This window comes from Bradyrhizobium hipponense (genome assembly GCF_008123965.1).
GTDB lineage: Bacteria > Pseudomonadota > Alphaproteobacteria > Rhizobiales > Xanthobacteraceae > Bradyrhizobium > Bradyrhizobium hipponense.
On record NZ_VSTH01000099.1, the window covers coordinates 17,342 to 36,325 of the forward strand.

15 protein-coding genes and 1 other RNA gene are annotated in these 18,984 nt (G+C 65.7%); 4 read left to right on the forward strand and 12 right to left on the reverse strand.

The window, feature by feature from the left end; translation table 11 throughout:
• Positions 1-186: 186 nt before the first annotated feature.
• From murD to rsmH, 7 genes are all read right to left on the reverse strand, one after another.
• A complete protein-coding gene (gene murD / locus FXV83_RS27065) occupies positions 187-1,587 on the reverse strand; it encodes a UDP-N-acetylmuramoyl-L-alanine--D-glutamate ligase (RefSeq protein ID WP_148742633.1) in 1,401 nt (466 codons plus the stop codon).
• 7 nt (positions 1,588-1,594) lie between these two features.
• Entirely contained in the window at positions 1,595-2,698 is a 1,104-nt protein-coding gene (gene mraY / locus FXV83_RS27070) for a phospho-N-acetylmuramoyl-pentapeptide-transferase (protein WP_148742634.1), read from the reverse strand.
• A gap of 176 nt (positions 2,699-2,874) precedes the next feature.
• Positions 2,875-4,254, reverse strand: a complete 1,380-nt coding sequence (locus FXV83_RS27075) for a UDP-N-acetylmuramoyl-tripeptide--D-alanyl-D-alanine ligase (protein ID WP_148742635.1) — start codon at positions 4,252-4,254, stop codon at positions 2,875-2,877.
• On the reverse strand, positions 4,251-5,723 hold the full coding sequence (locus FXV83_RS27080) for a UDP-N-acetylmuramoyl-L-alanyl-D-glutamate--2,6-diaminopimelate ligase (RefSeq protein ID WP_148742636.1): 1,473 nt from the start codon (positions 5,721-5,723) through the stop codon (positions 4,251-4,253). The genes FXV83_RS27075 and FXV83_RS27080 overlap by 4 nt, the downstream gene beginning before the upstream one ends.
• A gap of 82 nt (positions 5,724-5,805) precedes the next feature.
• The gene (locus FXV83_RS27085) at positions 5,806-7,560 is read right to left on the reverse strand and encodes a peptidoglycan D,D-transpeptidase FtsI family protein (RefSeq protein ID WP_148742637.1); all 1,755 of its coding nucleotides are present in this window, start codon (positions 7,558-7,560) and stop codon (positions 5,806-5,808) included.
• Positions 7,557-7,949 (reverse strand): cell division protein FtsL, encoded by a 393-nt coding sequence (gene ftsL / locus FXV83_RS27090; RefSeq protein ID WP_148742638.1) that lies wholly within the window; start codon positions 7,947-7,949, stop codon positions 7,557-7,559. The genes FXV83_RS27085 and ftsL overlap by 4 nt, the downstream gene beginning before the upstream one ends.
• A 3-nt stretch (positions 7,950-7,952) precedes the next feature.
• On the reverse strand, positions 7,953-8,942 hold the full coding sequence (rsmH, locus tag FXV83_RS27095) for a 16S rRNA (cytosine(1402)-N(4))-methyltransferase RsmH (protein WP_187436184.1): 990 nt from the start codon (positions 8,940-8,942) through the stop codon (positions 7,953-7,955).
• A gap of 541 nt (positions 8,943-9,483) precedes the next feature.
• Here rsmH and FXV83_RS27100 point away from each other — a divergent pair.
• On the forward strand, positions 9,484-10,266 hold the full coding sequence (locus tag FXV83_RS27100; RefSeq protein ID WP_148742640.1) for an N-acetylmuramoyl-L-alanine amidase: 783 nt from the start codon (positions 9,484-9,486) through the stop codon (positions 10,264-10,266).
• A gap of 118 nt (positions 10,267-10,384) precedes the next feature.
• Here the strand turns inward: FXV83_RS27100 and FXV83_RS27105 are convergent, their stop codons facing one another.
• A complete protein-coding gene (locus tag FXV83_RS27105; protein ID WP_187436194.1) occupies positions 10,385-11,617 on the reverse strand; it encodes an RNA polymerase sigma factor in 1,233 nt (410 codons plus the stop codon).
• Complete coding sequence (locus FXV83_RS27110; protein ID WP_148742642.1) at positions 11,617-11,967, reverse strand: YciI family protein; 351 nt, start codon at positions 11,965-11,967, stop codon at positions 11,617-11,619. Before FXV83_RS27110 ends, FXV83_RS27105 begins: the two co-directional genes overlap by 1 nt.
• A gap of 147 nt (positions 11,968-12,114) precedes the next feature.
• Here FXV83_RS27110 and rnpB point away from each other — a divergent pair.
• Positions 12,115-12,542, forward strand: an RNA gene (rnpB, locus tag FXV83_RS27115) — RNase P RNA component class A.
• Positions 12,543-12,705: 163 nt separating this feature from the next.
• On the opposite strand, the gene FXV83_RS27120 is transcribed toward rnpB, so the two are convergent.
• Entirely contained in the window at positions 12,706-13,128 is a 423-nt protein-coding gene (locus FXV83_RS27120) for a DUF983 domain-containing protein (protein WP_148742643.1), read from the reverse strand.
• 79 nt (positions 13,129-13,207) lie between these two features.
• Here FXV83_RS27120 and FXV83_RS27125 point away from each other — a divergent pair, with 79 nt between their 5' ends.
• Positions 13,208-14,578, forward strand: a complete 1,371-nt coding sequence (locus FXV83_RS27125) for an aminotransferase-like domain-containing protein (RefSeq protein ID WP_187436186.1) — start codon at positions 13,208-13,210, stop codon at positions 14,576-14,578.
• Between the two features lie 135 nt (positions 14,579-14,713).
• Entirely contained in the window at positions 14,714-15,457 is a 744-nt protein-coding gene (locus FXV83_RS27130; protein ID WP_148742645.1) for a sulfite exporter TauE/SafE family protein, read from the forward strand.
• Between the two features lie 20 nt (positions 15,458-15,477).
• On the opposite strand, the gene FXV83_RS27135 is transcribed toward FXV83_RS27130, so the two are convergent.
• Both FXV83_RS27135 and FXV83_RS27140 read right to left on the reverse strand, forming a co-directional pair.
• Positions 15,478-16,884 (reverse strand): MATE family efflux transporter, encoded by a 1,407-nt coding sequence (locus FXV83_RS27135; protein ID WP_148742646.1) that lies wholly within the window; start codon positions 16,882-16,884, stop codon positions 15,478-15,480.
• Positions 16,885-16,938: 54 nt separating this feature from the next.
• The gene (locus tag FXV83_RS27140; RefSeq protein WP_187436187.1) at positions 16,939-18,738 is read right to left on the reverse strand and encodes an ABC transporter ATP-binding protein; all 1,800 of its coding nucleotides are present in this window, start codon (positions 18,736-18,738) and stop codon (positions 16,939-16,941) included.
• Positions 18,739-18,984: the final 246 nt, after the last annotated feature.

Consider the following 18,984-nt stretch of genomic DNA (forward strand, 5'->3'; position numbering starts at 1 on the left):
ACGGGTGGTTAATGAGATAAGGATCTTTAGAGGTAGCTTGCGTCGCCCACCACAAATGCGCGTCATACCCCGCGAAGGCGGGGTATCCAGTGCGCCGCGGCTTCACGGCTCAAGCACCGCCTCTGGAATACTGGGTCACCCCCCTTCGCGGGTGACGACAGAGAGAAATGAGAACACAGCGTACCCTCACACCACCGGCTTCACACCCGGCAGCGCCTGCACCAGCTCGCGGAACTTGGTGCCGCGGATCTCGAAATTGCGGTACTGGTCGAAGGAGGCGCAGGCGGGTGACAGCAGCACCACGGCGTCCTGCAAACCGGACGCTTCCGCATCGCGCGCGGCATTCGCGACCGCGACATCGAGCGTCTGGCTGATCTCGTGCGCCACTTGCGCGCCCAGCGTTCCCGAAAACTCCTGCGCCGCCTCGCCGATCAGATAGGCCTTTCGGATGCGCGGGAAGAAGGAGGTCAGGCCAGTGATGCCGCCCGCCTTCGGCTTGCCGCCAGCAATCCAGAAGATGTCGGCAAAGGACGACAGTGCATGCGCGGTGGCATCCGCGTTGGTCCCCTTGGAGTCGTTGACGAACAGCACATTGCCGCGGCGGCCGACCTGCTCCATGCGGTGCGCCAGGCCGGGAAAGCTGCGCAGGCCGTTCTGGAGCACATCCTGGCTGATGCCCATCGCCAGCGCGGCAGCGGCGGCGCAGGCCGCGTTCTGTGCATTGTGCAGCCCACGCAGCGAACCGATGCCGCCGAGCGCGGCGACCTCGCTGCGGGCGCCGCCCGAGGCGCGCACGATCGTGCCGTGCTCGACATAAATTCCGGAGGCGACCGGATTCTTGACGGAGATGCGCACGACGGTCTTTCCGGCGCGGTCAAGCCGGTCGGCGATGTCGCGGCAAAAGCCGTCGTCGACACCGACGATCGAGGTGCCGCCCGCTTGCACGCCGGCGACGAGGCGCTCCTTCACCGCGGCGTAATGCGCGATGGTGCCGTGACGGTCGATGTGATCCTCGCTGACATTGAGCAGAATGCCGACGGAGGGATCGAGCGAGGGCGTGAGATCGATCTGGTAGGACGACATCTCGATCACATGGACGCGGCCCATGCGCGGCGGCTCCAGCGACAGGATCGCGGTGCCGATGTTGCCGCCCATCTGGGTGTCGTAGCCGGCCACCTTGGTCAGGTGCGCGATCAGCGCCGTCGTGGTCGACTTGCCGTTGGTGCCGGTGATGGCGACGAACGGCGCGTCCGGCGCATGCCGCCGCCGCTCGCGGCAGAACAGCTCGATGTCGCCGATCACTTCGACGCCCGCCTCGCGCGCCTTCAGCACGCTCCAGTGCGGGACCGGATGCGTCAGCGGCACGCCAGGTGCGAGCACCAGCGCTGCGAGATTCGCCCAGGAGACGTTGCGCAAGTCCGCGGTGATGAAGCCGGCTTGCGCCGCCTTGGCGACATTCTCGGCGCTGTCGTCACCGGCGATCACCTCGGCGCCGCCGGCCTGCAGGGCGTGGCAGGAGGCGAGCCCCGAGCCGCCGAGGCCGAACACGGCGACCGTCTTGCCGGCAAAGGACGTGACCGGGATCATCGATCGCTCACCGCAGCTTCAGCGTCGACAGGCCGGCAAGCGCCAGCATCACCGAAATGATCCAGAACCGGATCACGATCTGCGGCTCGGTCCAGCCCAGTTGCTCGAAATGGTGGTGGATCGGCGCCATGCGGAAGATGCGCTTTCCGGTGAACTTGAACGATACCACCTGCACGATGACGGAGACCGCCTCCAGCACGAACAGGCCGCCGATCACCGCGAGCACGATCTCGTGCTTCACCGCGACCGCGATCGCGCCCAGCATGCCGCCGAGCGCGAGCGAGCCGGTATCGCCCATGAAGATCGAGGCCGGCGGAGCGTTGAACCAGAGGAAGCCGAGCCCGGCCCCGAGCAGCGCGCCGCAGAGCACCGCGAGCTCGCCGGTACCCGCGACATATTTGATCTGGAGATAGTCGGCGAACACTGCGTTGCCGGCGAGATAAGCGATCATCGCAAAGCTCGCGGTGGCGATCATCACGGGCACGATGGCGAGGCCATCGAGACCGTCGGTGAGATTCACCGCATTGCCGGCGCCGACGATGACGAAGGCGCCAAAGACGACGAAGAACCAGCCGAAATGCAGCACCGTATCCTTGAGGAAAGGAATCGTCAGCGCGGTCGACGCGGGATCGCGATTGAGCCGCACCAGCGCATAGCAGGCGGCCAGCGCAATGACCGCCTCGATCAGCAAGCGAAGCTTGCCGCCGAACCCGGTCGTGGTCTGCTTGGTGACTTTGAGGTAATCGTCATAGAAGCCCACGAAGCCGAAGCCGAGCGTCACCGCGAGCACGATCCAGACGTAGGGGTTGAGCGGATTGGCCCAGAGCACGGTGCCGACCGTGAGGCCGGACAGGATCATCAGCCCGCCCATGGTGGGCGTGCCCTTCTTGCTGAGATGCGATTGCGGTCCGTCGGCCCGGATCGGCTGGCCCTTACCCTGCCGGATGCGCAAGTGATCGATGATCCAGGGGCCGAACAGGAACACGAACAGCGCGCCGGTGACGACGGCGCCACCTGTGCGGAAGGTAATATAGCGGAAGACGTTGAGGAAGGTGCGAACCGCACCGAAGCCCGGAAATGTGTTGGAGAGCTCGATCAGCCAGTAAAACATTCAGAAGGTCCTATGGCGCCTTTGCACGCGAACTTGGCCTTGACCGGCCTCACGTGCCTCACGCGCATTCGCTGGTCTTGGTTGCGCAGGTCTTGGTCATGGTCGGGCGACCTCTAAGAAACCGGACGGCTTCGCGCCGCAAAGGGTGGGATCTGGAACAGCGCCTTCCAAGCAGTTTACGCCTTTGCCTGCAAGGCGGCCACCAGTGCCGGCACAAACTTGTTGACCCAGAACATCTTCTTGCTGCCCTTGACAACCACGACATCGCCTGCCTTCAGCAGGCCTGCGACGGCATTGGGCTGCAGCGTGGCGGGATCGTCATGCCAGCCGAGGGCTTTGCCGGCCGGCAGCACGTCGTGGAGGTGGCGCATCAGCGGCCCGACGCAATAGACGCCGTCGATCCCTGCGAGATGCCCGGCGAGACCGGCGTGATAGCTTGGTGCGTCATCGCCCAGTTCCAGCATGTCGCCGAGCACCGCAATGCGGCGACCGCCGCTCACGTGGCGCGCCTGAAGGCTTTGCAGCGCAGCAGCCACGCTGGCCGGATTGCCGTTAAAACTATCGTCGATCACGGTAACGCCGCCGACGACCTGCTCGACGCCGCGGCCGGTCATGATGCCGACCCGGTCGAGCTTGATCGCGAGCGTCGCCGCATCGAGGCTCGCCGCACGGATCGCGGCGAGTGCCGCAAGCGCATTCTGCACCCGGTGCGGCGCACCCGGCGTGAGGCTGAATGCGAGCTCCTTCTTGCCGATTCCGGCGACCACCTGCCAGCTCTCGCCATGCGGGGCGTGCGTGATCTCGTGCACCTCGGCATTCTCGCCGAAACGTACGACCTTGCCCTTCCATTCGGGCGCCTTGATCCCGGCCGGCAGCACCAGCACGCCGTCCGGGGGCAAACCGAGTGCGATCGACACCTTTTCGCGGCGGATCGCCTCGAGCGAGCCGAGCTTTTCCAGATGCACCGGCTGGACGTTGACGACGAGAGCGACGGTCGGCCGCGTCAATTCGCTGAGCCGCGCGATCTCACCACGCTGGTTCATGCCCATCTCGACCACCCAGAGGCTCGCATCGGGCCTGGCGTTGCACAACGTCAGCGGCACGCCCCAGAAATTGTTGAAGCTCGACGGGCTCGCAAAGGCGTTCGGATAGGCCGCCAGAAATTCCTTGGTGCTGGTCTTGCCCGCGCTGCCGGTCAGGCCGATCACCGGCCCGTTGAAGCGCGCGCGCGCGGCGCGTGCCAGGCCCCAGAGACCGTCGATCAGCGTGTCCTTCACAACAATCTGCGGAATGCGAATCCCCGCGATCTCGTGCGGCACGATCATTGCGGCCGCACCGGAAGCTTCGGCCTTGTCCGCGAACTCCCATCCGTCACGCGCACTGGCGAAGGCCGAGACGAAGCCGCCGCTCGGCGTGCCGCTGAGCGCAACGAACAGGCTGCCCGGCTTCACCAGCCGGCTGTCCTGGGTGACGAGACCGATTGGCGTGTCCGGGAATGTTCCGGCAACACCCAGCGCACGCGCCACTTCGGCAACTGTCCATAGTGGCGCGCTCATGCAACCCTCGACGCTAATGCGGCGGCGACCGCCTCGTGATCACTGAAGGGCAGCAGCTGGCCGCCGACAATCTGCCCGGTCTCGTGGCCCTTGCCGGCAATGAGTAGCGCATCGCCTTCTTGCAGGTCCTCGATCGCGGTGCGGATCGCCGCGGCGCGGTCGCCGATTTCGCGCGCGCCCTTTGCGGTCGCAAGGATTGCAGCGCGAATGGCTTCGGGCCGCTCGCTGCGCGGATTGTCGTCGGTGATGATGACGCCGTCGGCGTTCTCCGCCGCGATCGCGCCCATGATCGGCCGCTTACCGGCATCGCGATCGCCGCCGGCGCCGAACACGACGATGAGTCGTCGCCTGGCGTAAGGGCGCAGCGCCTGCAACGCCTTCGCCAGCGCATCGGGCTTGTGCGCGTAATCGACGAAGATCGGCGCGCCGTTGCGCTCGCCGACGCGCTCGAGCCGGCCCTTGGCCCCTTCGAGATGTTCGAGGCTTGCAAACACATTCGCCGCATCGCTGCCGGTGCCGATCGCAAGGCCGGCCGACACCAGCGCGTTCTCGATCTGGAATTCGCCGACCAGCGGCAGCCGGATCGAATGCCGCTTGCCGCGGTGTTCGAGCGCAAGCACTTGCGAGAAACCTTCGACCACGGCATCGACGAGACGAATGCCCTCGCCTGCGCCATCGCCACTGCGGCCGACGGCCATCACGCGCAGGCCGCGCGCCGTCCCGGCCTCGATCGCTTCAGCCGAGCAATCATGATCGGCCGAGATCACCGCGGCGCCGCCCGGCGGAACCAGTTCGCGAAACAGCCTGAGTTTTGCGGCCAGGTAATGCGCGACGGTCGGATGGTAATCCATGTGGTCGCGCGAGAGGTTGGTGAAGCCGCCGGCGGAGACGCGCACGCCGTCGAGACGATACTGATCGAGCCCGTGCGAAGACGCCTCGAAGGCGAGATGCGTGACGCCGTCGCGTGCGATCTCATCCAGTTGCCGGTGTAGCGCGATCGGATCGGGCGTCGTCAGCGAGCCATAGACCGTGCGCTTCGGCGACACCAGGCCGATGGTGCCGATGCTGGCGGAGACATGCGCGAGCCGCTCCCAGATCTGCCGCGTGAACGCCGCGACCGAGGTCTTGCCGCTGGTGCCGGTCACCGCGGCTATGGTCGCCGGCTGCAAGGGGCAGAAGCTCGCCGCGGCCAGCGCCAGCGCGCGGCGCGGATTGGCGACGCTGATGAACGGCACCTTGCAGGCCGCCGGCGGATGGTCGCCGACAATGGCGACCGCGCCTGCGGCAACGGCCGCATCGATGAAGCGCGCGCCGTCGGTCTTGCTGCCTGCGAGTGCGAAGAAAACATCGCCGCGCTTGACCGCGCGACTGTCGAGCGCAAGCCCTGTCACATCGAGCGCGGCAGCGGCGGCCTCGATCGCGGCATCATTGCCAAGGACATCTTGGCCAAGGAGATCGCGCAGTTTCATGGTCTTCCAGTCGACATGCCGTGCCGGAACGCCGAATCGGCGTAAAATACCGACTCAGCACCGGCGACGGGCTACCCGTTGATTACTGGGTTGCTCTGGATGCTGCAAGAATAAGGCGCTCGGACGGCGGCAGGTCGAAGCGAGGTTCGACGCCCAGAAGCGGCGCGATCCGTTCGATCACCTTGCCGCCCGTGGGCACCGCATTCCAGCCCGAGGTGATGAAGCCGTGGGTCTCCGGCAGCGCCTGCGGCTCGTCCAGCATCACGAGGATCTGATACTTCGGATCGTCGCAGGGCATGATCGCGGTGAAGGAGTTGAGCACCCGCTTCTTGGCATAGCGGCCGTTGATGACCTTCTCGGACGTGCCGGTCTTGCCGCCGACGTAATAGCCTTTGATGTCGGCGGTCTTGGCGGTGCCGATCTCGGCATTCAGCCGCATCAGGAACCGCATCTTGTCGCTGGTCTCCTGCTTGATCACGCGCTTGGCCAGCGCCGCCGCTTCCGCTTCGCTGCGCTTCATGAATGTCGGAGGAATGAGATAGCCGCCGTTCACCAGGGCGTTGATGCCCATCACTGCCTGGAGGGGCGCCACGGACAGGCCCTGACCGAACGCGACGGTAACCGTGTTCAGCTCACTCCAGCGGCGCGGCACCAGCGGAGCCGCACTCTCGGGCAACTCGGTGCGCAGCCGCGTCAACTGGCCCATCTTGGCGAGGAACGCCTTGTGCGCCTCGACGCCCTGGCCGAGCGCGATCCGCGCTGCGCCGATATTCGACGAGTAGGTGAACACTTCCTTGGTGTTGATGAACCGACCGAGCGGATGGCTGTCATGGATGGTGAACTTGCCATAGTGCAGGTTTCCGCGCGCGTCCCACGACGAGTTCAGGTTGATCTTTCCGGAATCGAGCGCCATCGCCAGCGTGAACGCCTTGAACGTCGATCCCATTTCGTAGACGCCGGTGGTCAGGCGGTTGATGCGATCGGGGTCGTGGGCTTCCTTGGGATTGTTGGGATCGAAATCCGGCAGCGAAACCAGCGCAACGATCTCGCCGGTCTTGACGTTGGAGATGATGCCGGACGCCGCCTTGGCGTGGAACTTTTCCTTGGCTTTCGAGAGTTCGTCGCGTAGCGCGTGCTCGACGCGCAAATCGACCGACAGCTCTATCGGCTTTTGCAGCCGGTCGGTGGCAAAGCCGGCGCGGTGGAGATCAGCGAGGCCTTGATTGTCGAGCCACTTCTCCATGCCGGCGATGCCCTGGTTATCAATGTTGACCAGACCGATGAGGTGGGCGACCTCGTTGCCGGTCGGATAGACGCGCTTGTTCTCGCGCAGGAATCCGATGCCGGGAATGCCGAGCTTGTGGATGTCCTGCTGCTGCTTCGGCGTGATCTCGCGCTTGAGCCAGACAAAGCCCTTGCGCGTCTTCAGGCGCTCGCGCACCTCGGCCTCGTCGAGGTCGGGCACGGTCGCGGTCAGCAGCTCGATCGCCTCGTCCTTGTCGATGATGCGGCGCGGCTCGCCGAACAGGCTCGACGCCTTGACGTCGGTTGCGAGGATCGCGCCGTTGCGGTCGACGATGTCGGGCCGCGCGGTCGCGACCACCTCCTGCGCCGCGGCGCGCCGTGCACTGTGGGCGTCGGCGCCGATCGCAAACATCACGAGCCGGCCGCCGATCAGCGCATAGACCCCGGCGAAGGCGAGGATCGCCAGCCCGACACGCGCCCGCGCCTTGGCGGCACGGTCGACATTGCGCCCGTAGAGCAGGCTGCGGATCAGCCGCTGCCGCCAAGGCTCATTTGATTTCTCGACAGGCTTGGCCGGAGTTGCAGCACTCATTGCTTGTCCTCGGGCTGAGGCACCGAGCCCGTCACCGCATCCGGATCGCTCGCAGCCTCGATGGTGTTGAGCATGGCCCCGATCGGGTCGGGCTCGCCTGGCCTGAACATCCGCGGCGGACGCTCCGGCAGGTTCTTCAATGAGTCATATTGCGTCGCGTTGATCTGCTTCAGCGGCAGATGCCGCTCGGCAAGGCCTTGCAGGCGCAGCGGCGCATCGAGCTTGGCCCATTCGGACCGCAGCGACGCGATGGCGTCGCGCTGCTCGCGGATCTCCGCATGCAACCGCAAAACCTTCTCGGTGCGGGCCGTGGAATCCATCTTGATCCGGTAGACATAGGCGGCCGCGAAGATCAGCGCGCCGATGACGAGGAGGTGGATGATGCGCATGCGCTAGCCACCCCTCATCACGTCGGAGAGTCTTGGCCATGACGACGGCTCGCCGTCGTCATGCGCGGGCGCAGCCGTACGCTCGGCGGCACGAAGTTTAGCGGAACGGGCACGCGGATTGCGCGCAACTTCCTCTTCGCCTGCGATCACCGGCCGCCGCGTCAGAAGCTGGAAACTCGGCGCTGTCTGCGCCATTTCCGGCAGATGGCGCGAGCCGCCGCCGGTCCTGGATCGCTCGGACAGGAAATTCTTGACGATGCGGTCTTCCAGCGAGTGGAACGAGACCACCACGAGCCGGCCGCCAGGCCGCAGCACGCGTTCGGCTGCCGCCAGCGCAGTCTGGAGTTCCTCGAGCTCTTCGTTGACGAAGATGCGCAGGGCCTGGAACGTCCGCGTCGCGGGGTGGATGTCCCCGGGCTTTGAACGAACCACCCTGGCGACGAGATCGGCGAGCGCGCGCGTGGTCGTGAAGGGCGTCTCTTGTCGGTCCGCCACGATGGCGCGGGCGACGCGGCGCGAATGCCGCTCCTCGCCGAAGAGATAAATGATGTCGGCGAGATCAGCTTCCGAGGCGCGCGCGACAACGTCGGCCGCGGTCGGCCCCGACTGCCCCATCCGCATGTCGAGCGGACCGTCGAGGCGGAACGAGAAGCCGCGACCGGCCTGGTCGAGCTGCATCGAGGAGACGCCGACGTCCATCACGACGCCGTCGACGGCGTCGACACCTTGCGCCGCGCAGACCTCATCAAGGTTCGAAAAGCGGTCCTCGACCAGCGTCAGCCGGCCCGCGGAGCGCTCGACCAGCTCGGCACCATCAGCGATCGCGGTGCGGTCGCGATCGATTGCGATCAGACGGGTTCCCGGCACGTCGAGGATGGCGCGGCTGTAGCCGCCGCCGCCGAAGGTGGCATCGACATAGATGCCGCCCTCGCGCGGTGCGAGATAGTCGATGGCCTCGCGGCCAAGGACGGGGATATGCGGAACCGAGCTCATGCGGCACGCCTGCCGAGCGCCCAAGTGGACGTCCGAACGAACATCCATACCAAATTGGGGGCGGGCAAGCCCATTGCGCCTCGAATTGTTCCGCGTCGCGGCGGTTCCACGACCCAACCCCTGTGCAACATGGCTGCCGAACCCGGTCGCCCCGGACAGCAAGCCCGGTGTTCCCAGTGGAATTTGTCGGGCAGCCATGGAATTTCGAGCCAAAAACGCTTTGGCCGCCTCCGGACGCGGGTCGGCTCTTCACCTCTCAGTAACGGCCCTTAGCGTTAAGAAAGCGTTGATCGTTTCCTTACAAGTGGAAAAGGTCGCGAGCCGGTGATGCTTCATCCACACACAAGGCGCAAAATGCATCCGTTAACCGCCCCGCGCGATTGCGCCGGCGGGAGGGTAAAGGAATAGTAAAGTGAGGGCCTTAACGGCCTATGGTTCCCCCGTTCGATTTGAGCTGCCTATGCCGCCCGGTTCGCCCGCGCCACCTGGACCCGACTCGAAGCGTCAACGCGTTCTCCCGGTTCCCAAGACTGCGGCGATCATGCGGACGTTCGACCCGGATTCCTCAATCGTGTCGGACATCATCCCCTCGCCGAACCACGGCGACCGCAACAAGGGACGGCAGCCCGATATGATCGTGCTGCACTATACCGGCATGCCCGACGTCGAGGGCGCATTGGCGCGCCTCTGCTCCGTCGGCACCGAGGTCTCGGCGCACTATGTCGTGCTCGAGGACGGTCGCATCGTGCAATGCGTGCAGGAGGCCAAGCGCGCCTGGCACGCCGGCATGTCGTCCTGGGCCGGCGAGGACGACATCAACTCGTGCTCGATCGGCATCGAGATCGTCAATCGCGGCCATGACTGGGGCTATCCGGAATTTCCGCTGCGCCAGATCGCGGCCGTGATCGCGCTGTGCCGCGGCATCATGCTCCGCCGCAAGGTTCCGGCGCACCGGGTGCTCGGCCATTCCGATGTCGCGCCGGCGCGCAAGAAGGACCCCGGCGAAAAATTTCCGTGGCATTCGCTGGCAAATTCTGGCGTCGGCCATTGGGTCACGCCCGCACCTGTCGTGCGCGGCGAGAGCCTCATGCTCGGCACCATCAGCGACGAGGTGCTGAGCCTGCAGCAGGCGCTCGCCAGATACGGCTACGGCGTGCCGCTGACCGGCAAATACGACGCTGCGACGATGGAAGTCGTCACCGCCTTCCAGCGCCATTTCCGCCCGGCGCGCCTCGATGGCGTCGCGGATCATTCGACGCTGTCGACATTGCAAGCGCTGCTGGCGAGCCTACCGGCGGAAGGGACGGCGGTGGCGGCGAAGTGACGATGCTAGCCACATGCTCGTCATTGCGAGGAGCTCTTGCGACGAAGCAATCCAGACCGTCTCAGCGGAGGCAGACTGGATTGCTTCGCTGCGCTCGCAATGACGGAGGTTTTGGCGGCTAGCCAAGTTCGTTCATCCGCCGCGCATACAATCTCCGCAGCGGCTCCAACTGTGTCGCCTCCGTCGCCGCAACATACGCAGCGCGCGCCTCGTCCTTCCGTCCAAGCCTCCGTAACAAATCCGCCCGCACCGCGGGCAACATCTCATAGCCTTCGAGCGCGCCGCGCGCGGCGATTGCGTCGACGAGATCGAGCGCGCGCGCCGGACCGTCGACCATCGACACCGCTGCTGCGTGGTTGAGCTCGATCACCGCAGATGGGTTGATCCGCAGCAACACCTCATAAAGCCCGGCGATCTGCGGCCAGTCGGTTTGCGCGTAGCTCGGCGCGCGGGCATGCAGTGCGGCAATCGCGGCCTGCACCGCATAAGGGTGCGGCCGGCCGGGCGCACGAAGCGCGTCGTCCACCAGCAGCAATCCCGCCTCGATCTGCGCGCGATCCCACAGCGTGCGGTCCTGTTCTTCCAGCAGCACGATGTCGCCGGCCGCGGTCTCGCGCCCGGCGCGCCGCGCGTCATGCAGCAGCATCAGCGCGAGCAGGCCTTTGATCCCGGCGCGACCGGGCATCAGCCGATCGAGCAAGCGGCCGAGCCGAATGGCTTCGACCGCGAGGTCGGGCCGCATCAGGTCCGTGCCCGAAGTCGCCACATAGCCTTCGGTGAAGACGAGATAGATCACGGCGAGCACGCCGTCGAGCCGCGGCGCCAGCGCGTCGCGCTCCGGCACCTCGTAGGGTATGCCGGCGAGCCTGATCTTCTGCTTGGCGCGGACGAGCCGCTGCGACATCGCCTCTTCGCTGACCAGAAAGGCGCGGGCGACCTGCGCGGTGGAGAGGCCGCAGACGGTGCGCAACGTCAGCGCGACCTGGACCTCGGGCGCAAATGCGGGATGGCAGCAGGTGAAGATCAGCCGCAGCATGTCGTCGTCGAGCATTGCCGGCGGCTCGTCGGGCGCGTGCGCATTGAGCTCGAGCTCATGCACCAGCGCCTGCTGCTTGGCGCGAAAAACAGCCCGGCGGCGGATGCGGTCGATCGCCTTGTTGCGGCCGATATTGACCAGCCAGGCGCGCGGATTGTCGGGCACCTCGCACGTAGACCAACGCTCCACCGCGACCGCAAAGGCATCCTGGAGCGCATCCTCGGCGAGATCGAAATCGCCGACGAGGCGGATCAGCGTGGCCAGCGCCCGCCCCGCCTCGTCGCGAAAAATTCGATCGATGTCGGCCGGAGAGATCACTTGTAGATCATGACCGGCCTGACCTCGATGGATCCGTCCCGGGCCCCGGGAATCCGCGCGGCCAGCGCGATGGCGGTGTCGAGATCCTTGGCTTCGACCAGATAATAGCCGCCGAGTTGCTCACGCGTTTCCGCGAACGGGCCGTCGGTCGTGAGAGTCTTGCCCTCGCGCACGCGCACGGTGGTCGCGGTGGTCGTCGGCTGCAGTCCGTCGCCGGCCTTGAAATGGCCACTCTGGACAATGGACTGTGTATAGGTGCCGTACTCCGCCGACATCTTCTGGCGGTCCTCCGGGGTCATCTTGCTCAATTCCGCTTCGTTCCGATAGATCAGTAGCAGATACTGCATCGCTTACTCCTGTTGTTCGGCTGGGTTGCCGACATCCAGTCGAACGGGCCACACGTCAAACGACACCTTCAGGATAAATTATTTGCAAGCCGCGTGCGCGGCGATCTCCGCTTGACGGAACCGTCACAAATGCCCATGCGTAAGCCGTCAGTCGGCCGGACGGCCGCCCTTGCAAGTGCCGAAAGGCCGCCGGGGAGGAAAGTCCGGGCTCCCTTGACATGCGGTGCCGGATAACGTCCGGCGAGGGTAACCTCAGGGAAAGTGCCACAGAGAACGAACCGCCCTGCTTCGCCTTCGGGCTTCGCAGGGCAAGGGTGAAAAGGTGCGGTAAGAGCGCACCGCGGCTCCGGCAACGGGGCCGGCATGGTAAACCCCACCGGGAGCAAAACCGAATAGGGACGGCTTAAGCGGGCTGTTCGCGCAAGCGATAACGCCGCGGGGCGATGTCAGGCCCGCCGTCCGGGTAGGTTGCTCGAGGCAATGTGCAAACATTGCCCCAGAGGAATGGCCGTCACGCATCGCCGGCGCAAGCAGGCGGTGCCCTACAGAACCCGGCTTACAGGCCGGCTGATATCTTGCAACGAGGGGTTCGATGCTGACCGCATCGGACCCCTCACCATTTTCTTCTCCGTCATTCCGGGGCGTGCGCAGCACGAACCCGGAATCCATCAGGCCGCAGAGTCGGTGGACGAATGGATTCCGGGTTCGCGCTTTGCGCGCCCCGGAATGACGCGTCGGTTAGTGCCGCGCCGCTTTCGCAAGGACAAGCTGCCCTGCCTCGCGCCGCAGCTTGCTCGCCTCGAACCCGTGCATGCCGAGCTGCCATTGCAGTCCGACGATGGCGCCCTTGGTCGGCTGCAGCAATGCGAGCGAGGCGAACAGCGTCACCGGCAGCCACACCGCCAGTTGCAGCCAGACCGGCGGCGCATAGGCAGTCTCGACCGCGAGGATCGCGGGCACCACGAGATGGCCGACCAGGACCATCACGAGGTAGGCCGGAAAGTCGTCGGCGCGCTGGTGAGACAGCTCCTCGCCGCAGTGGTCGCAACTATCGGCGACCTTCAGGAAGCGGCCGAACATGTGCCCTTCCCTGCAGTTCGGACACTTGCCGCGAAAACCGCGCCATATCGCCTGTGCCAGAGAGACTGAACCGGTCGCCATGACCCCACCTCTTTCTTTTCAACGATCCATACAATAATATCTTGCATCCATACATTCAAAGAATATGGGCCATATTTGCATGGATTGGATCCCTACAATCTCGGAGCTGAGCGGACCGCGCTACCAGCGCATCGTCGATGCCATGGAGGCCGATATCGCGGCTGGCCGGCTGGTGCGCGGCCAGCAATTGCCGACGCAGCGCGCGCTGGCAAAAGCGCTCGACGTCGACCTGACCACGGTGACGCGCGCGTACACCGAGGCGCGGCGTCGCGGGATCCTGGAGGCCCGGGTCGGGCAGGGTTCGTTCGTGTCGGAGACCAGCGCGCGCCGCGCGGTCGACGTGCCGCATCCCGTCGCGATCGACCTCTCGATGAACGTGCCGCCGCATCCTCTCGAAGCGCAGCTCGACGAGCGCATCATCGCGGGGCTCGAGGTCATCCGCGCGCAATCGGGATTGACCGCGCACCTCAACTACCAGCCGCCCGGCGGCAGCGCGCATGAGCGCGAGGTCGCAGCAAGGTGGATGCGCGCACGCGTTCCGCGTGCGCATGCCGACCGGCTCGTGATCTATCCGGGCGCGCAGACGATCCTGTTCAACCTGCTCGCCTGCCTCGCGCGGCCCGGCGACGTCGTGCTGACGGAGGCGCTCACCTTCCCGGGCATCAAGGCGGCCGCGGCGCGGCTCGGCGTCAAGCTCGCCGGGGTCACGATGGATGATGGCGGTATCCTGCCCGACGCACTGGCAAAGGCTTGCCGCGCGCTTAAGCCAAAAGCCGTCTACCTCATCCCGACGCTGCACAATCCGACCACCGCCACGCTTCTCCCTGAGCGGCGTAGCGCGATCGCAAAAATCATCCGCGATGCCGGCACCACGCTGATCGAGGACGATGCCTACGGGCTGCTTGATCGCTCGGCGTCGCCGATCGCCAACCTCATTCCGGAGCGAACGTATCTGGCGACGACGCTGTCAAAATGCATCGCGCCGGCGCTGCGCGTCGCTTATCTTGTGACGCCCGACAGCGGCGCGCAGCAGGAGCTGCGGAGCCATTTGCAGGCCACCGTGCAGATGCCGGCCCCGCTGATGGTCGCGCTGGTGACGCATTGGCTCGAAAACGGCATCGCCGACCGCATCATCACCGCCATCCGCAACGAGGCCGTCGGCCGCCAGCAACTCGCGCAGCGCGCGCTGAAGGGCTTTCAGTTCCTGGCCAAGCCGGCCGCGCATCATCTGTGGCTGCGGCTGCCCGAAGGTCGCCCCGACGTCGCGGCACATCTGTTGCGCAACGGGCTCGCAGTCGTGGCCGCCGATGCCTTTGCAGTCAATGGGACACCGCCGCATGCGGCGCGTGTTTCGCTCGGCGCGGCGCGGAACAGAGCGGAATTGGCGGAGGCGCTACGCATCCTCGTCGGCGCGTTGCACAAGCCCGCCGACAGCAAGCAGATCGTCTAGAGCATGATCCGAACGCCCGCCTCGCGCCATCACGCTTGCGTGCGGCTTTGAGATTGACCGCTCCGGTCGCATCTGTGCTATGCGCCAAGCGGCGGTCACCGCTTCGGGATCGCTGGAAGCGACAGGAATTCACCCGTGGAAGCGTCCAACTATGCGTTGCTGCTGTTCGGCGCGCTGGCCGGCGGCTTCGTCTCGGGGCTGGCCGGATTCGGCACGGCGCTTATGGCGCTCGGCATCTGGCTCTACGTGCTGCCGCCCTCGCACGCGGTGCCCTTGGTGCTGATCTGCTCGGTGATCGCGCAGACCTCGACGCTGCCGTCGATGTGGAAGAGCTTTGACCTTTCGCTGGTGTGGCCGTTCCTGATCGGCGGCCTCGCCGGCGTGCCGCTCGGGATCATGATGGTGGCGTCCGCCGATCCAAAAGTGTTCAAGCTGAGCGTCGGCGTGCTGATCCTGATCTTTTCGACAGCGCTCTATCTCAACAAGAAGCCGCTCGCCGTCACGTTCGGCGGCCGGATCGCCGACGGCGCGATCGGCTTTGCCGGCGGCATTCTCGGCGGCCTCGCCGGCCTGTCGGGGCCGCTGCCGATCCTGTGGGCCAACATCCGCGGCTGGAATAAGCAGGAGCGGCGCGGCATCTTCCAGCTCTTCAATTTCACCGTGCTCGCAACCGCTTTGGTGTTGCAGACTGCCTCGGGCCTCGTCGCCTTCAAGGTGGTCGGGCTCGCGCTGGTCGCCTTTCCGGGCACGCTGATCGGCGCATGGGCCGGCGCGCGCGTCTATCACGCGCTGAACGACAAGCATTTTGGCGATGTCGTGCTCGGCCTTCTGTTCGTGTCGGGTCTTACCCTCGTCTGGAACAGCATTGCCGCGCTGTAGGGGAAAAGCGTGGGGCCTTGCTACGCCGGCTCGCGCACCGGTGGCGCAACGGGTTCGGGATCAGACGGCTCCGTAGCCTTCGCCTGTGCTGGCGGCGCAAGGCGCTTCCTGAACTCCCGCAGCAACAGCCACACGCTCAGGGCGGCCTGCAGCGTCGTGGTCGCAATCGACAAGTACCAGACATGCTCCATCCGGAAGCCCGGCCACGTGGAGATCCAGACCGACGGCAGAGAATAGGTGAGGACCCGCGTTGCCGAGGTCCACAACACTGGCGTGGTGTTGCCAAGCCCCTGAAACATGCTGGAGCAGATGAAGATCAGCCCCTGCGCCACCATGTTGAGCGAGATGATACGCAAAAAAAGCGACGCAACCGCCATCGTTTCCGGATCGTTCGAGAACCCGGCAAGCAGCAGACCAGGCGCGAACTGCGCGACGATCAGAAAAGCCATCATCACGGCGGTCGCAATAAGCGACGCCTTGACAAAGGTCTCTCGCACGCGCGCCCCATTGCCTGCACCGAAATTCTGGCCGGCGATTGGCCCTGCAGCAAGCGCGATGGCGAGCGCCGGCATCTGGATCAAGCCGAGCAGACGCGTGCCGATGCCAAATCCTGCCTGCGCCGCCGGACCAAAAACGCTCAGCACGTAATAGCCCACGGCCATGATGATGAAGACCATCACGAACTCGCCGCCTGCCGGCAGCCCGACATTGAGAATTCTCCTCCAATCCCGAAGCTGCGGCCGCCATTGCGCGGGATGAAAGGCGACGTAACGCTCCCGCCTGAGGAAATAGACAAGCAGCATCAGCACGCCGATGAAGACCGCGATGGAGCTTGCAAGGCCCGCTCCGGCGACACCCAGCGCATGTCCAGTGCCCCAGCCCGTGATCAGCACCGGCGCGAGCGCGATGTTGATGGCCACGGCAAGGACCTGCACCAGCATACTGGGCCGCACGATGCCGGTGGCACGCAATGCGGACGCCATCACCTGTGTCGCGAATTGCAGCGCCAGCGCCGGCATGAACCAGAGCAGATAGGTCGTGCCGGCCTCGATCGTGGCTTCGTCCGCTGCAATCGCGCGCATATAAGGGCGCGAGAGTGCAAAACCCCCGGCCAATGTCAGCAACCCGAACAGCAGGGACAGGACGACCGCCTGGTTAAACACGAGATTGGCGTCGTCGAGGTCCTTGCGCCCCACGGCGTGCGCCATCAGCGCCACTGTGCCGACGCCGAGCACCTGCATCAGCGCATTGACGAGAAAGCCCGCATTGCCGGCCGCAGCGACGCCGGCAACTGCGGCATCGCCGAGCCCTGCCACGAAGTACAGGTCGACCAGCTGGCAGATCATGATCGTGATCATGCCGACCACGATCGGTGGCGCCATGCTCAGGATGTGGTTCACGATGGAGCCGCGTGTCAGGTCCTTCATCTCATTCCCCCTCGAGGACGTGACGGCGGGACGATCGTCCCGCTGCCGCGCGCCTCATTCCGCTGCTGCGACGTGCCCGAGTTCCACCACCTGGCGCTCGAACAGGCCGCGGTAGATGCCCCCTAGCTTGCCCGCGAGCGTGGCATGGGTGCCTTGCTCGACGATCTCGCCGCGGTCGAACACCAGGATGCGATCGAGGCTGCGCACCGTCGACAACCGGTGCGCGATCACGATCGAGGTGCGGCCCTTCATCAGCCGCTCCATCGCCTGCTGGATCAGCGCCTCCGATTCCGAATCCAGGCTCGAGGTCGCCTCATCCAGGATCAGCACCGGCGCATCGGCGAGGAAGGCGCGCGCCAGCGCCACGCGCTGCCGCTCGCCGCCCGACAGTTTTACGCCGCGCTCGCCGACGAGGGTGCCGTAACCCTTCGGCAGGCGCAGGATGAAGTCGTGCGCATTGGCGAGCCGCGCCGCCTGCTCGATCGCCTCCAGGCTGGCGCCGGGCCGGCCGTACGCGATGTTCTCGGCGAGCGAGCGATGAAACAGGATCGGATCCTGCTGCACGATCGCGATCTGGCTGCGCAACGATTGCTGCGTGGCCTTCGCGATGTCCTGCCCGTCGATCAGGATGCGACCGCCCGAGACGTCGTAGAGCCGCTGCACCAGCTTGACGAAGGTGGTCTTGCCGGAGCCGGAGCGGCCGACGAGGCCGACCCGTTCGCCGGCGCGGATCGTTACCGACAGGCCGTCGTACAACGGCGCGCGATGGCCGCCATAGTGGAACGTGACGTCGTCGAACACGATCTCGCCGCCCTCGATCGCGATCGGCTGCGCGTCGGGCGCATCGGCGATCCCGATCGGCTCGTCATGGATCGCCACCAGCTCCTCCATGTCGTTGACCGAGCGCTGCAGGTTGTTGATGTGCATGCCGACGTCACGCAGGTAGGCGTGGATGACATAGTAGCTGGTCAGCACATAGGTGACGTCGCCCGGCGAGGCGTGCCCAAACATCCAAAGCAGCACCGAACCGCCTATCACGGAGGCACGTAAGGCCAGCAGCACCGCGAGCTGCGCCAGATTGGTGTAATTGTAGCGCAGCCAGGTCCGCCGCACGCGCACGCGCCAGCGGTTGATGACACGGCCAAGCCGTGCATCCTCGCGCGCTTCCGCGCCGAACGACTTCACCACCGCGTTGCATGTCAGCGCGTCAGCCAGCGTGCCCCCGACCTTGGTGTCCCAGGCGTTGGAAACCCGCGCGGCCGGCGCGATGTAGCGCGTGGAGAACAGCACCGTCATCGTGACATAGACCAGCGCACCCAGCGCGATCACCGCGCCAAGCGAGGCCCAGTGCACGCCGAGCAGGATCATCGACCCGATCAGCACCAGCAGCGAGGGCGCCAGCGCCATCAATATGGTGTCGTTCAACAGGTCGAGCGCCCACATGCCGCGGGTGACCTTGCGCACCGTGGATCCGGCGAAGGAATTGGCGTGCCAGTCGGTCGAGAAGCGCTGCACACGCATGAAGGCGCCTTCGGCGACCTCGGACATGATCTTCAGCGTGAACGGCACGATGGCCTGGAGGCCGGTCAGCCGCAGCGCCATGGAGGCTGCGCCCAGCGCCACGATTCCGCCCAGCGCCACCAGCGCCGCGTGACGCGCATCCGGATCGAACGGGCCGCGCGTCAGCGCGTCGACCAGATGTCCCGAGAACACCGGCATGAACAGATCGGCGATGGTCGCCCCCAACAGGCCGCCGGCCACGATGAACGTGCGCCCCGGCTGCTTGAGCCAGTGCCGGAATACGAAAGGCAGCACCACGCGTATTGCCGCGGGCTTTTTTGACAGAACGGTCATGGCATCACCCGGCCGCATCTCGCGCGGGCCGGCTCCATCAATGGACGCAGGCCGGCCGCGAGGGCCGAGACGGCGTCACTTAAGATTGGCTTTGACTTGGGAAGCGGAGCGATCGGGGCCTGGCGCCCGATCGAAGCTGGCGGAAATGACCTCTAGAAGGCCGAGCACATACCGAGCCAGAACATCATCGAGCGCGGGCGTGCGATCTGCAAATGCGACGAAATCATGCAAATCCTCCCCGGTTCG